The following is a 13,987-nucleotide window of genomic DNA, read 5'->3' on the forward strand; positions in this document are numbered from 1 at the left end:
CGCACACCCCCTGGTCCGGCGATCTCGGTGAGGACTCGATAACCGCCCGGCAACACACCCGCAATGCCGGTGACCCGGCCCGCCTCTAATTTCTGTCGCGCGACAGAAATCCACTCCTCACGGCGAGAGGTCCCGCGATGGCGACAGCGACCACCCACGGAGCCCGTGCCCACGCCCGCGCCCAGGAGGGCACCCGTGCCGAGGCCATGCCCGTCGTACCGGCCCGGGACTGGCCCGAACCACCCTGCGAGGCGGGCCATCTGGTGTGGGCCGAGACGGTCGCGGGCGGCAATTACACGCACCGGGTGCTGGCCCGCGGCACCGAGCTGCGCCTGACCGATCCGCGCGGCGACGCCTGTGCCCATCTGCTGCTGTACGTGGACGGCCGCCCCTGGGAACGGCTGAACACGGCAGACACGGTGAAGGTGCAGTGGAACGCCTATCTGGGCGAGGGGCAGCTGCTCCTGTCCGACCAGGGGCGGGTGCTCGCGAGCGTGGTCGCCGACGCCTCCGGGCGCCACGACGCGCTGTGCGGCACCTCCACCCTCGTCCGCAACACCGCGCGGTACGGCGACGGCACCCCGCAGGGTCCCTCCCCGGCCGGCCGTGAGCTGCTGAAGCTCGCCGCCGCCAAGAACGGCCTGGAGCCGCGCGATCTGCCGCCCTCCCTCTCCTTCTTCCAGGGCGTCGAGGTGCGCGACGACGGCGCCGTGGAGTTCACCGGCTCGACCGGACCCGGCGGCAGCGTCACGCTCCGCGCGGAACAGGACGTGATCGTGCTGATCGCGAACGTGCCGCATCCGGTGGACCCGCGCCCCGAGTACGTCAGCACCCCCTTGGAGGTGCTGGCCTGGCGGGGCGCGCCGACCGCGCCCGGCGACCCGCTGTGGGAGGCCACCCCCGAGGGCCGCCGTGCCTTCCTCAACACCGTCGAATTCCTCGCCGCGAGGGGGCTCGCATGAAGACCGTGGTTCCGGCCCGCGCCGCCTGGTCGTCCGTCGTCCGCACCGGCGGCACGCTCACCATCACGGACCTGCACGGCAACCAGGCCGTCGACTTCCTCGTCTACGACGCCCACGACACGTCCGTGCGCTACAGCGCCCCCGACACCGTCCAGGCGCAGGGCAACATCTTCCTGACCACCGGCAGCGTGCTGCTGTCCAACGAGCACACCCCGCTGATGACGGTCGTCGCCGACGAGGTGGGCCGGCACGACACGGTCGGCGGCGCCTGCTCCAAGGAGTCCAACACCCTCCGCTACGGCCACCACACCTGGACCCAGCACGCCTGCGTGGACAACTTCCTCGCGGAGGGCGCGAAGTACGGCCTGGGCAAGCGGGACCTGGTCTCCAACATCAACTGGTACATGAACGTGCCGGTCGAGAAGGACGGCACCCTCGGCATCGTCGACGGCATCTCGGCGCCCGGTCTCTCCCTGACCCTGCGGGCCGAGCGGGACGTCCTGGTACTGGTCTCCAACTGCCCCCAGATCAACAACCCCTGCAACGGCTTCCGGCCGACGGCCGTGGAGATGACGATCGCGGGGCCCGTCGGAGACGAGGGCACAGCATGAGTTTCGGGAAGGTACTGGTCGCCAACCGGGGCGAGATAGCCGTCCGGATCATCCGCACCGCCCGCGAACTGGGCCTGCGTACCGTCGCCGTGTACTCCGACCCGGACCGCTCGGCACCGCACGTCCGGCTGGCGGACGAGGCGGTGCGGCTCGGCCCGGCACCCGCGAAGGAGTCGTACCTCGACGCGGACCTGGTGCTGAAGGCGGCCAAGGACACCGGGGCGGGCGCGATCCATCCCGGGTACGGCTTCCTGTCCGAGGACGCGGCCTTCGCCCGGCGCTGCGAGGACGCCGGGACCGTGTTCGTGGGGCCGACGCCCGAGCAACTGGAGCTGTTCGGCGCCAAGCACACGGCCCGCGCGGCGGCCGAGGCGGCCGGCGTGCCGCTGGCGCCGGGGACCGGGCTGCTGACCGACCTGCCCGAGGCCCTGCGGGAGGCCGCCCGCATCGGCTATCCCGTCATGCTGAAGGCGACCGGCGGGGGCGGCGGTATCGGTATGTCGGCGTGTCGCTCCGCCGCCGAACTGACCGAAGCCTGGGAGCGGGTGCACCGGGTGGCCGCCGCGTCCTTCTCCTCCGCGGGCGTGTTCCTGGAGCGCCTGGTCGAGCGGGCCCGCCATGTCGAGGTCCAGGTCTTCGGCGACGGCGCGGGGAAGGTCGTCACCTTCGGAGACCGCGACTGCTCCCTGCAACGCCGCAACCAGAAGGTGGTCGAGGAGGCCCCGGCACCCGGGCTGCCCGACCACGTCCGAACCCGGCTCGCCGAGGCCGCCCGGGACCTGTGTGCATCGGTGGGCTATCGGTCCGCCGGCACGGTCGAGTTCGTGTACGACGCGGCCCGCGAAGAGGTGTACTTCCTGGAGGTCAACACGCGCCTCCAGGTGGAGCACCCGGTCACCGAGGAGGTCTACGGCGTCGATCTGGTCGCGTGGATGCTGCGCCTGGCGCGCGGCGAGAGGGACGTCGTCCGCGACCCCGGCCGGCCGCGCGGCCACGCCGTCGAGGCCCGCCTGTACGCCGAGGACCCCTCGCGCGGGCACCGGCCCAGCGCGGGGCTGCTGACCCGGGTGGAGTTCCCGGCGGGCGTGCGCGTCGACGGCTGGGTGGAGACCGGCACCGAGGTGACGACGTCGTACGACCCCATGCTCGCCAAGGTCGTCGCCCACGGCCCCGACCGCGCGCACGCGCTGCGCCGGCTGGACGAGGCGCTGGCCCGCACCCGCGTGGACGGCATCGAGACGAACCTCGGCCTGGTGCGGGCGGCACTCACCGCACCGGACTTCCGGGCCGCCGCCCACTCCACGGCCACCCTCACCGGCGTCACCGATCCCACCCCGCGCATCGACGTGGTCTCCGGCGGGACGCTCACCACGGTCCAGGACTGGCCGGGCCGCACCGGCTACTGGCAGGTGGGCGTGCCGCCGTGCGGACCCATGGACGACCACTCCTTCCGGCAGGGCAACCGAGCGCTCGGCAACTCCGAGGGCGCGCCCGGGCTCGAATGCACGCTCCAGGGGCCGGCGTTGCGGTTCAGCCACGCCACGACGGTCTGTGTGACCGGTGCACCGGCCCCGGTGACCGTGGACGGCACACCGGTCGGGCAGTGGGAGCCGGTCACGGTCCCCGCGGGCGCGGTCCTGGAGGTCGGCGCGCCCCTCGAACACGGCCTGCGCACCTACGTCCTCTTCGCGGGCGGCGGTCTCGACGTGCCGCCGTTCCTGGGCAGCGCGAGCACCTTCACGCTGGGTCGGTTCGGCGGCCACGGCGGGCGTGCGCTGCGCACCGGCGACGTCCTGCACGGCGGGGCGGTCGCCCCGGGCACGCCCGTCACGGACCGCCCCGAGTTCACCGCGGTGTGGCACATCGGCGCCGTCGAAGGGCCGCACGCGGCACCGGAGTTCTTCACCGAGGACGACATCCGCGACTTCTACGCGGCGGACTGGAAGGTCCACTTCAACTCGGCGCGCACCGGCGTCCGCCTGGTCGGCCCGGGGCCCCGCTGGGCCCGCACCGACGGCGGCGAGGCGGGACTGCACCCGTCCAACATCCACGACACCCCGTACTCGGTCGGCGCGGTCGACTACACCGGTGACATGCCGGTGCTGCTCGGCCCGGACGGACCCTCGCTCGGCGGGTTCGTGTGCCCGGCGACCGTGCTCAGCGGCGAGCGGTGGAAGCTGGGGCAGCTACGGCCTGGCGACACGGTGCGCTTCGTGCCCGTGGACGTGACGGGCACGCGTCGCCCGGAGATCACCGACGGCGGGGTACTGGCTCGCGACGGTGACGTCACCTACCGCCGCAGCGGCGACGACAACCTGCTCGTCGAGTTCGGCCCGATGCAGCTCGACCTGGCGCTGCGCATGCGGGTGCACGCCCTGATGGAGGCGGTGACGGCGGCCGGCCTGGACGGGGTCACGGATCTCACGCCGGGCATTCGCTCACTCCAGATCCGGACGGACCCGGGCGTCCTGCCCCAGCACGAGCTCCTCACCGCCGTGCGGCGGATCACGGCGGCCCTGCCCGCCACGGCCGAACTGACCGTCCCCTCCCGCACGGTCCACCTCCCGCTCTCCTGGGACGACCCGGCCACCCGCGAGGCCATCGCCCGCTACATGGCGGGGGTCCGCGACGACGCCCCCTGGTGCCCGTGGAACATCGAGTTCATCCGCCGGATCAACGGCCTCGCATCGGTCGAGGACGTGTTCCGCACGGTCTTCGACGCGGAGTACCTCGTCCTCGGCCTGGGCGACGTGTACCTGGGCGCCCCGGTGGCCACCCCGCTGGACCCGCGCCACCGCCTGGTGACGACGAAGTACAACCCCGCGCGCACCTGGACCGCCGAGAACTCGGTCGGCATCGGCGGGGCCTATCTGTGCATCTACGGCATGGAAGGCCCCGGCGGCTACCAGTTCGTGGGCCGTACGACCCAGGTGTGGTCGGGATGGCAGCAGCGGGGCGCGTTCGAGCCGGGCTCGCCGTGGCTGCTGCGCTTCTTCGACCGGATCAAGTGGTATCCGGTGCAGCCGGACGAACTCCTGGACCTGCGGGCCGACATCACGTCCGGCCGCTTCGTCCCGCGCATCGAGGAGGGCACCTTCTCGCTCGCCGGGTACGAGGCCTTCCTGGCCGAACACGCCGATTCCGTCGCGGAGTTCCGGGCCCGGCAGCGGGCCGCGTTCGCGGCGGAACGGGACGCCTGGGAGGCGGCGGGCGAGTTCGCCCGGGCCGAGGCGGCGGCCGCGCCGGCCGCACCGCCGGCCGAGGTGGTCGTACCGCCGGGCGGGCGACTGGTCGAGGCCGAGTTCGCCGCGTCCGTGTGGCAGGTGAACGTGGCTCCGGGTGACACGGTGGCGGCGGGACAGCCGCTCCTCGCCCTGGAAGCGATGAAGATGGAGTCCAGGGTGCACGCACCCGCCGACGGCGTGGTCGCGGAGGTCCTGGTGAGTCCCGGCGACCAGGTCGAGGCCGGCACGGCCTTGATCATCCTGGCACCGGCCGCAGGCCGAGTCGAAGAGCGCACACTGGAAGTCGAGGAGCACGCATGACCCCTACCGTGTCCCGGGTGCGCGCCGCGTACGACCGGATCGAGGCCGTCGACCGCCCCGACATCTGGATCGACCTGCGTCCGCGCGAGGAGGTCGAGGCGGAGGCGCGGGCGCTCGACGCGCGCGCGGCCGCCGGGGAGCACCTCCCCCTCGCCGGCCGCCTGTTCGCCACGAAGGGCAACATCGACGTCCACGGACTGCCCACGACGGCGGGTTGCCCGGCGTACGCCTACGACCCCGCGGCCGACGCCCCGGTCGTCGCGCGTCTGCGCGCGGCGGGCGCGATCGTCCTCGGGACGACCAACCTCGACCAGTTCGCCACGGGCCTGGTCGGCACCCGCTCCCCCTACGGCGCGGTACGGAACGCCCACGATCCGGCGAGGATCAGCGGCGGCTCCAGCTCCGGCTCGGCGGTCGCGGTGGCCCTCGGCATCGTGGACCTCGCGCTCGGCACGGACACCGCGGGCTCGGGCCGGGTGCCGGCCGCCTTCAACGGCATCGTCGGCATCAAGCCCACCCGCGGCCTCGTCCCGACGCAGGGCGTTGTCCCGGCCTGTGCCTCGATCGACTGCGTGACGGTGTTCGCCCGTACGCTCGCGGAGGCCGAGCAGGCCCTGTCCGTCATGGCGTCGCCACCCGCCCGCGCCCTGCCGCCCCTCCCTCCGCGGACCCCCGGCCCCTGGCGCATCGCGGTCCCGTCCCGAGAGGGGCTCGGCGAGCTGGACGCGGGCTGGGCCGAGGCCTACGAGCGCGCCGTGGAGCGGCTCCGTGAGGCGGGCGCGGCGGTACGGCAGATCGACCTCGTGCCCTTCACCGAGGCGGCGGCGATGCTCTACGCAGGCGCGTTCGTGGCCGAGCGTTACACAGCCGTGGGCACCTTTGTCGACAAGTTGATCGCCCAGGGCGGGGACGGTCTGGATCCCACGGTCGCCGGCATCATCACCCGCGCCCGTGACATACCGGCCCACCAGCTCTTCACCGACCAGGCCCGCCTCGCCGACCTGCGCTCCAGGGCGCTCGCCGAACTGGCCGACGCCGACGCCCTGCTGCTCCCGACCGCACCGGGCCACCCCACGCTCGGCGAGGTGGCCGCCGATCCCCTGGGCGCCAACGCCCGTCTGGGCCGCTTCACCAACTCCACGAACCTCTTCGACCTGGCGGCGGTCGCCGTACCCGCGGGCGAGGTCGACGGACTCCCCTTCGGCGTGATGCTGATCGGCCCGGCGTTCACCGACGGGCGCCTGGCCGCCCTCGCCCGCACCCTGGAGCCGGATACCCGCCTGGCCGTGGTCGGCGCCCACCTGACGGGCCAGCCCCTGAACCCCCAGCTCCTGTCACTGGGCGCCCGCCTGGACCATACGACGACCACGGCCCCGCTCTACCATCTGCACGCATTGCCCACCGACCCACCGAAGCCGGGCCTGGTACACGTGGGCGAGGGCGGCGCCTCGATCGAGACAGAGGTCTGGCGCCTCCCGGCAGAGGGCCTGGGCCGCCTCCTGACCATGCTGCCGCGCCCGATGACCCTGGGCAGCGTGCACTTGGCAGACGGCACCCACGTTCCCGGCTTCCTGTGCGAACCGAGCGCTCTGCAGGAGGCCGAGGACATCACCGCCTACGGCAGTTGGCGGAACTTCTTGAAACACCGCTGAGGACAACTTGCTCAGGGGCGCGGGGCTGAGCAGATATGCGGCTCCGCCGCGCAGGCGCGACCAGCCACAACGCACCCGCACCCGCACCCGCACCCGCACCCGCCAGAGAACAGGTCACCCCACCGACGAGTAGGCCACCACACCCCGCAGCAACTGATCGACCGCCTTGCGCGCGGCCTTCGCCACGGTCGACCCCTCCACAGGAGAAGCCGCCGAAATCTGCCCCAGCACATCGATCACCTGCTTGCACCACCGCACGAAGTCACCCGCGGGCATCTCCGCCTCGCGCAGCACCTCGTCGAGCCCCGTCCCCGAGGCCCACATGTACGCGGCCCAGGCGAAGCCGAGGTCGGGCTCGCGCTGACCGACACCCTCGCTCTGGGTGATCCGGAACTCCTCCTCCAGACCGTCCAGCCGGCCCCAGATCCGGACCATCTCGCTGAGCGCGGCCTTCGCCTTGCCGGAGGGCAGCTTGGGCGCCATGGCGTCGTCGCCGACCCGGGCCTCGTACACCAACGCCGATACGCAGGCGGCGAGTTCGGCCGGGCCGAGGCCCTCCCAGACGCCCTCGCGCAGGCACTCACTGGCCAACAGGTCGAGTTCGCCGTAGAGCCGGGCGAGCCGCTTGCCGTGCTCGGTGACCTCGTCGCCGCGCAGGTAGTCCAGCTCGGTCAGCAGCGCGACGATCCGGTCGAAGGTCCGCGCGATGGTGTTGGTGCGGCCCTCGATGCGCCGCTCCAGCTGCGAGGTGTCCCGCATCAGCCGGTGGTACCGCTCGGCCCAACGGGCGTGGTCCTCACGGTCGTTGCACCCATGGCACGGATGCGCCCGGATCTCCGTGCGCAGCCGGGCGATCTCGCGGTCGTCGGCGGCCTGCGAGCGCTTCTTGCGGGCCCGCTCCGGCGGGATGTGCCCGGCCTTGGTGCGCAGGGCAGAGGCGAGGTCCCGACGGGACTGCGGCGAGCGCGGATTGAAGGACTTCGGGATCCGCATCCGGTCCAGCGGCTCGACCGGCACCGGGAAGTCCATCGACGCCAGCCGCTTGACCTGCCGTTCGGCGGTCAGCACCAGCGGGCGCGGGCCGTCGTGGTGGTCGAAGCCGCGGTGGCCGTTGGAGCGGCCGGCGGGCAGGCCTGGGTCCAGCACCAGGGCCAGACCGGCGTACTTGCCCGTGGGGACGTGGATGACGTCGCCCGGCTTGAGCTTCTCCAGGGCCACGGCCGCCTCGGCCCGCCGCTGGTTGGCGCCCTGGCGGGCCAGCTCGGTCTCACGGTCCTTCAGTTCGCGGCGCAGCCGCGCGTACTCCTCGAAGTCGCCGAGGTGGCAGGTCATGGAGGCCTTGTAGCCCTCCAGGCCCTCCTCGTTGCGCTGCACCTGCCGGGAGATCCCGACGACCGACTTGTCGGCCTGGAACTGCGCGAACGAGGTCTCCAGCAGTTCGCGCGAGCGGTGCCGGCCGAACTGCTCGACCAGGTTGACCGCCATGTTGTACGACGGCTTGAAGCTGGAGCGCAGCGGGTACGTGCGGGTGCCCGCGAGACCGGCGAGGTGCTCGGGGCTGATCCCGCGCTGCCACAGCACCACGGCATGACCCTCGACGTCGATGCCACGCCGGCCCGCACGCCCCGTCAACTGGGTGTACTCACCGGGCGTGATGTCGGCATGCTGCTCGCCGTTCCACTTGACGAGCTTCTCCAGGACCACCGAGCGGGCGGGCATGTTGATGCCCAGGGCGAGGGTCTCGGTCGCGAACACGGCCTTGACCAGTCCGCGTACGAACAGCTCCTCGACGACCTCCTTGAAGGTCGGCAGCATGCCCGCGTGATGGGCGGCGATGCCCCGCTCCAGGCCCTCCAGCCACTCGTAGTAGCCGAGGACGTGCAGGTCCTCGGACGGGATCGCGGCGGTGCGCTCCTCGACCAGCGCGCGTACTTTCTCCCGCGCCTCCTCGTCGTTGAGCCTCAGGCCCGCGTACAGGCACTGCTGGACGGCGGCCTCGCAGGCGGCGCGGCTGAAGATGAAGGTGATCGCGGGCAGCAGGCCCTCGGAGTCGAGGCGCTCGATGACCTCGGGCCGGCCCGGCGTCCACACGCGCGAGCGCTGTCTGCGCTCCCGCTCGCGGTCGGCCTCGCGCATCGCACGGCCGCGCCGGCGGTCCTGGTACGACGGCCGGGTCGACTCCATGCGGGCGAGGCGGACGAGGTCGGGGTTGACGGCCTTCCTGTGGCCCTCGCCCTCCTCGAACAGGTCGTACATCCGGCGGCCGGCGAGCACGTGCTGGAACAGCGGCACGGGCCGGTGCTCGGAGACGATCACCTCGGTGTCACCACGGACGGTGTCCAGCCAGTCACCGAACTCCTCGGCGTTGGACACGGTCGCCGACAGCGACACCAGGGTCACCGACTCGGGCAGGTGGATGATCACTTCCTCCCAGACGGCGCCGCGGAAGCGGTCGGAGAGGTAGTGGACCTCGTCCATGACCACATAGCCGAGGCCGAGGAGGGTCTGCGAGCCCGCGTACAGCATGTTCCGCAGCACCTCGGTGGTCATCACGACCACCGGGGCATCGGAGTTGACGCTGTTGTCGCCGGTGAGCAGGCCGACCTTCTCCGTGCCGTAGCGGCGGCACAGGTCGGCGTACTTCTGGTTCGACAGCGCCTTGATGGGTGTCGTGTAGAAGCACTTCTTGCCCTGCTGCAGGGCGAGGTGGACGGCGAACTCGCCCACGATCGTCTTGCCCGACCCGGTGGGGGCGGCCACCAGCACGCCCTTCCCCTCTTCGAGGGCCTGACAGGCCTCGATCTGGAAGGGGTCGAGGCCGAAGTCGTACATCTCGCGGAAGGACGCGAGCGCGGTGGCCTGCTCGACTGCCCGCCTCCGGGCTGCCGCGTACCGCTCGGCCGGTGAGAGATCCTCTGTCATCGTGCTTTCGAGCGTACCGGGCGGCACTGACAACAGGACGATCATTATCCGGAACGTGGGACAACCACAACGAGCGGTGCCCGCGTCCTCGAGGACGCGGGCACCGCTCGTGAGCCGGATGAAAGGACCTGTCAGGTCACGTCGTCGTATCCGTTGACCCGGTCCGGGCCCGCCTGCTCAGGCACCGCCCGGCCCGCGGAGACCGGCTCGACCTCGCCGATGGCCTCCGGCGTGAGGTCCAGCTCGGAGGCCTCGTCGTCGCCCGGTCCCTCTGCCTCGCGTCGCGCCCGGCGCCGGTCGTTGAGCAGCGCGATGGCCACGGCGATGAAGTAGAGCCCCCAGATCGGCGCCGCCAGCGCCAGCATCGTCATCGGGTCGGGGCTGGGTGTGGCCACGGCCGCGAAGACGGTGATGCCGATGACCATGCCGCGCCACCAGCCCAGCATGCGTCGCCCGGACAGCACGCCGGTGAGGTTGAGCATCACCAGCAGCAAGGGCATCTCGAAGGCGAGACCGAAGACGACGATCATGCGGGTGACCAGGTCCAGCAGGTCGTCCAGCGGCAACAGGTTCTCGGCGCCGTCGGGTGTGAGGCCGATCATCACCTTGGCCGTGGTGGGCAGCACGTGGAACGCGAGGTAGCCACCGGTGAGGAAGAGCGGGAAGCCGAAGCCGACGAAGGCGTAGGCGTACTTCTTCTCGTTGCGGTGCAGGCCCGGCGCGACGAACGCCCACAGCTGGTACAGCCAGACCGGCGACGCGAGCACGACACCGGCCATCAGGGCGACCTTCAGAGCCAGGGTGAACGGAGCCAGCAGGCCGCTGACGGTGATGTGCGCGCAGTGAACGTTCTTGGCTTTGGCCAGTTCCCCGAAGGTCTGGCCACAGCCGATCTCGTCGAGCATCGGCTTGGTGATGACATCGATGATGTCCCGGTAGAAGAAGGCCGCGACGATCGTGACGGCGAGGATCGCCAGGACACCCTTGGCAAGCCGGTTGCGCAGCTCACGCAAGTGATCCGCGAGCGGCATCCGGCCCTCGGGATCCCTCTCCTTTTTGCGGGCAGACTTGGGCAACCCACATCCTCATCTCGTACAGCGGACCGGATGTCCCCGGTCCTCGCGTCAACGCTGGGTCGTGTCCGTCGGCTCGTTGACCGGGCGGGAGCTGGTCACGTCGCCGGGCGCGGCCTGGATCGTGCGCTGAGCGGGAGCGGGCTCTTCGGCGGACTCGGCGGTGCCGGACTGCTTGCCCTCCTCCTTCATGGCCTTCGCCTCGCTCTTCAGGATGCGGGCGGACTTGCCGAGCGAGCGCGCCATGTCCGGCAGCTTCTTGGAACCGAACACGAGGAGGATGACCACAACGAGGATCAGCAGGTGCCACGGCTCAAGTCCGTTGCGGAACATAAATCTTCACCTTCTCACCGAGGCGGGGCGACGGGCCTGTCCGACCAGTCGGACACTTGTCCGAAACATCGTGCTGGCAGCGATCGTAACGCTCAGGGGTGAACGTGAGGCAATCCCCATGCGTACTCCCGGTCCGCGGTACGCGCCTCGCTCTTCGCACCGCGATCAGAGCGTACCTGTCCCGGCAGTCAGCATGACAGGGCGAAGTGGCCCAAAGCGCATCCCGTGCGCGACTCACAGATTCCGGGAGTGTCGTTCACAGCGTGTCCACGGCGCGGGCCGCGCTGACCGCCGCCCGCTCCAGGTCCTCGGCCGCCCTGTTGATACGGCGGGCGGAGGCCGAGACCTGCTCCCCGAGGCGCCGCGCCTCCAGGAAGACCCGGACGGCGAGCACCCCCAGGACGGCGAGACCCAGGAAACCCACGGCTACCGCGAACATCGGCCAGAACATGACGTCGAGCCTAGACGGTCCTACACGGTGGAGTGCAGCCGCAGGGTCCTGACGCCGCCGCCGGTGAGCAGCTCGACGATGCGTTCCCCGGCGGGCTTGCGCACCGAGGAACCGCAGTCGGGGCAGGTGAAGGAGTAGAACGTCGTCCGGCTCGTGGCACCGATGGCGAGGCGCAGGGCGCTCGCGGCGAGCTCGAAACGGCCCCGGCAGTCCGGGCAGCCGGCCTTGAACACCACGGGGACCACTCTCTTCATCCCGGCGAAAGCGGCTGCCACCGTCATTTCCCCAGCACCGGACCCCGGAGACTCGTTCAAAGCCCTCGCTCCTGCCTCTCGTACTGCCCGTCGTTCCCACCGTCGTGACCACCGTGCGCCGCCGTCGGCGGTGTGTCGTACGCCGCCAGGGCCTCGCGGGCCGCCGTGCGGGCGCTGTCGGCCAGCTCGAGCGGCGAGACGATCCTGCCGTCGCGGCCCAGGCGCAGGGCCAGCCGGCGCAGGGAGGCCGGATCGGGGGTGCGCAGAGTGATACGCAGCCCGCCGTCGGGAAGCTCATCGGCGCTGTCGTGCGGGTAGTACTCGGCCACCCAGCGGCCGCCGGGCCCGACCTCGATCACGACCTCCGGGTCCTCGGCGGCCGGCTGCACCAGGGCCTCGGAGAGGTCCCGCAGCTCGATCTCCGGCGGTGCCGAGGGCTCGTCCAGGATCCTGATCTCGGCGACCCGGTCGAGCCGGAAGGTGCGCCGGGCCTCGGAGCGGCGGCACCATGCCTCCACATAGGTGTGGCCGACGCTGACCAGGCGGATGGGGTCGATCTCGCGCTCGGTGACCTCGTCACGGGCGGGTGAGTAGTAGCGGATCCACAGCCGGCGGCGCTCCGAGATCGCCCGGTCGACGTCGGCGAAGACACCGCCCTCGGACTCGAAGGTCACCGAGAGACGGGAGCTGGCGCCGGCGGCCTCACCGGCAGCTGCCTCCACCTTGGCCGTCGCCCGCAGCAGGGCCTGACGGTCGCCCTCCCGCAGGCCGGGCAGGGTCGACACCGCGCGGGCGGCCACCAGCAGGGCCGTGGCCTCGTCGGCGGCGAGGCGCAGCGGCTCGGCCGCCTCCTCGCCGAGCGCGGCCGCGTTGTGCCACCAGATGCGCTCGCCGTCGGTGTCGATGTCCAGCAGGTCGCCGCCGCGGAAGCTGGTGCCGCACATGGGCAGCAGATCGAGGTCGGAGACCAGCTCGTCCTCGGTGATGCCGAAGGCGCGCGCGACGTCCGCGATCCGGGCGCCGGGGCGCTCCCTGAGGTAGGTGACCAGGGAGAGCATCCGCCGGGTCTGGTCGATGGCGTTCACGGGCCTGATCGGTTTGCCTGCCATGGTTCTGCTCCGCTCCCCCTCAGCCCTTGGCCACGGCACGCAGCCGGTCCACCACGTCGGCCCGCAGCTCGGCCGGCTCCACGACGATCACGTCCGGCCCGAACTCCACCAGCCAGGCGTCCAGGCCGTGCCCGTACGGAATCTCCAACTCGTCCCAGCCGTCACCGAGTTCCCGGACCCTGGCGGCCTTCGCCCGAAGGGGGTACCCGGCGCCGGAACGCAGCCTGATCAGCGCCGAACGGTCGGCGATCTCGCCCGCCCAGCCCGCGACGGTCTCTCGCACCGTGACGACGTCCGGAACGGGCGCGGTGAAGCCGGTGCCCCGCGAGCGCACCCGGCCGGTGATCCGGGAGAGCCGGAAGACGCGCTCGGCGCCCCGGTCGCGGTCCCAGCCCGCCAGGTACCAGTGGCCGCGCCAGCACTCCAGCGCCCACGGCTCGACATGCCGGGGCTCGGGGCGGGCGGCGGAGGCCTTGCGGTAGTCGAAGACGACCGGGCGACGGTCGCGGCAGGCCAGCATCAGCGGCTCGAACGCGGCCTCGTGCACCGGGATGCGCGGTTCCAGGGCACCGTGGGCCTCGTACGGGTCGACGTCCTCGGGCAACCCCGCCGCGCGCAGCTTCTGCAGGGCGCCGCTGGCCGCTCCGGCCAGGCGGGCCTGCTGCCAGACCTTGGCGGCGAGGCCGAGGGCGGCGGCCTCCTCGGCGTCCAGGGTGATGGGGGGCAGGCGGTTGCTGTCGCGGCGGGCGAGGTAGCCGACCTCTCCGTCGAGGTTCTCGACGGTCTCGATGACCAGGCCCAGCTCGCGCAGGTCGTCCTTGTCCCGCTCGAACATCCGGTTGAAGGAGTCGTCCGAGCCGGCTGCGCCCTTTTCCGGCCTGGCGGCCTCGACGTATGCCTCGATGGAGTCGCGAAGCTCCCGCTTGCTGAGCGGCCGCCGTGTTCCGAGCAGACACAGCGCGAGGTTCATCAGCCGCTCTGCCTTGGCAATGGCCATCGACGCCCTTCGCCTTCCTGGGGTGCTTACGGACGATGACCGTACCGCTCAGAAGTGGCCTGGCAAAGCCGAGGGCCC

Annotated in this window: 11 protein-coding genes; 4 read left to right on the forward strand and 7 right to left on the reverse strand. The window is 71.8% G+C overall.

Annotated elements, in window-relative coordinates; all coding sequences use genetic code 11:
- The first annotated feature begins 137 nt into the window (after positions 1-137).
- From ACIF83_RS32735 to atzF, 4 genes are read left to right on the forward strand one after another with little or no spacing between them, the layout of a single operon-like run.
- Positions 138-962 carry an urea amidolyase associated protein UAAP1 gene (locus ACIF83_RS32735; RefSeq protein ID WP_399732358.1) on the forward strand — a complete coding sequence of 275 codons (825 nt, stop codon included), beginning with the start codon at positions 138-140 and terminating at the stop codon, positions 960-962.
- A complete protein-coding gene (locus ACIF83_RS32740; protein ID WP_393476102.1) occupies positions 959-1,573 on the forward strand; it encodes an urea amidolyase associated protein UAAP2 in 615 nt (204 codons plus the stop codon). The genes ACIF83_RS32735 and ACIF83_RS32740 overlap by 4 nt, the downstream gene beginning before the upstream one ends.
- Positions 1,570-5,118 (forward strand): 5-oxoprolinase/urea amidolyase family protein, encoded by a 3,549-nt coding sequence (locus tag ACIF83_RS32745; RefSeq protein ID WP_399732361.1) that lies wholly within the window; start codon positions 1,570-1,572, stop codon positions 5,116-5,118. The genes ACIF83_RS32740 and ACIF83_RS32745 overlap by 4 nt, the downstream gene beginning before the upstream one ends.
- Positions 5,115-6,770 (forward strand): allophanate hydrolase, encoded by a 1,656-nt coding sequence (atzF, locus tag ACIF83_RS32750; RefSeq protein ID WP_399732364.1) that lies wholly within the window; start codon positions 5,115-5,117, stop codon positions 6,768-6,770. Before ACIF83_RS32745 ends, atzF begins: the two co-directional genes overlap by 4 nt.
- Before the next feature lie 114 nt (positions 6,771-6,884).
- Here the strand turns inward: atzF and ACIF83_RS32755 are convergent, their stop codons facing one another.
- From ACIF83_RS32755 to ACIF83_RS32785, 7 genes are all read right to left on the reverse strand, one after another.
- Positions 6,885-9,737 carry a DEAD/DEAH box helicase gene (locus ACIF83_RS32755; protein ID WP_393476111.1) on the reverse strand — a complete coding sequence of 951 codons (2,853 nt, stop codon included), beginning with the start codon at positions 9,735-9,737 and terminating at the stop codon, positions 6,885-6,887.
- Positions 9,738-9,823: 86 nt separating this feature from the next.
- Complete coding sequence (gene tatC, locus ACIF83_RS32760) at positions 9,824-10,768, reverse strand: twin-arginine translocase subunit TatC (protein WP_398139561.1); 945 nt, start codon at positions 10,766-10,768, stop codon at positions 9,824-9,826.
- A 48-nt stretch (positions 10,769-10,816) separates the two neighbouring features.
- Positions 10,817-11,098, reverse strand: coding sequence for a Sec-independent protein translocase subunit TatA (gene tatA, locus ACIF83_RS32765; protein WP_393476117.1), 282 nt, complete (start codon positions 11,096-11,098; stop codon positions 10,817-10,819).
- 256 nt (positions 11,099-11,354) lie between these two features.
- The gene (locus ACIF83_RS32770) at positions 11,355-11,549 is read right to left on the reverse strand and encodes a hypothetical protein (protein ID WP_094216835.1); all 195 of its coding nucleotides are present in this window, start codon (positions 11,547-11,549) and stop codon (positions 11,355-11,357) included.
- 20 nt (positions 11,550-11,569) lie between these two features.
- Positions 11,570-11,830: a hypothetical protein gene (locus ACIF83_RS32775; RefSeq protein WP_398139562.1), complete on the reverse strand. Its 261-nt coding sequence runs from the start codon at positions 11,828-11,830 to the stop codon at positions 11,570-11,572.
- 29 nt (positions 11,831-11,859) lie between these two features.
- Positions 11,860-12,912, reverse strand: coding sequence for a helix-turn-helix transcriptional regulator (locus ACIF83_RS32780; RefSeq protein ID WP_393476123.1), 1,053 nt, complete (start codon positions 12,910-12,912; stop codon positions 11,860-11,862).
- A 19-nt stretch (positions 12,913-12,931) separates the two neighbouring features.
- Positions 12,932-13,909 carry a helix-turn-helix transcriptional regulator gene (locus ACIF83_RS32785; RefSeq protein WP_393476126.1) on the reverse strand — a complete coding sequence of 326 codons (978 nt, stop codon included), beginning with the start codon at positions 13,907-13,909 and terminating at the stop codon, positions 12,932-12,934.
- Between the last annotated feature and the right edge of the window lie 78 nt (positions 13,910-13,987).

Origin of the sequence: Streptomyces sp. NPDC085866, assembly GCF_044541035.1 — a bacterium.
In the GTDB taxonomy this organism is placed as follows: domain Bacteria; phylum Actinomycetota; class Actinomycetes; order Streptomycetales; family Streptomycetaceae; genus Streptomyces.

Coding starts and splice junctions, on each gene's coding strand:
- ACIF83_RS32745 (WP_399732361.1), top strand. CDS start 1,570: ATGAGTTTCGGGAAGGTACTGGTCGCCAACCGGGGCGAGATAGCCGTC.
- atzF (WP_399732364.1), top strand. CDS start 5,115: ATGACCCCTACCGTGTCCCGGGTGCGCGCCGCGTACGACCGGATCGAG.
- ACIF83_RS32780 (WP_393476123.1), bottom strand. CDS start 12,912: ATGGCAGGCAAACCGATCAGGCCCGTGAACGCCATCGACCAGACCCGG.
- ACIF83_RS32785 (WP_393476126.1), bottom strand. CDS start 13,909: ATGGCCATTGCCAAGGCAGAGCGGCTGATGAACCTCGCGCTGTGTCTG.
- ACIF83_RS32755 (WP_393476111.1), bottom strand. CDS start 9,737: ATGATCGTCCTGTTGTCAGTGCCGCCCGGTACGCTCGAAAGCACGATG.
- tatA (WP_393476117.1), bottom strand. CDS start 11,098: ATGTTCCGCAACGGACTTGAGCCGTGGCACCTGCTGATCCTCGTTGTG.
- ACIF83_RS32770 (WP_094216835.1), bottom strand. CDS start 11,549: ATGTTCTGGCCGATGTTCGCGGTAGCCGTGGGTTTCCTGGGTCTCGCC.
- ACIF83_RS32775 (WP_398139562.1), bottom strand. CDS start 11,830: ATGACGGTGGCAGCCGCTTTCGCCGGGATGAAGAGAGTGGTCCCCGTG.
- ACIF83_RS32735 (WP_399732358.1), top strand. CDS start 138: ATGGCGACAGCGACCACCCACGGAGCCCGTGCCCACGCCCGCGCCCAG.
- ACIF83_RS32740 (WP_393476102.1), top strand. CDS start 959: ATGAAGACCGTGGTTCCGGCCCGCGCCGCCTGGTCGTCCGTCGTCCGC.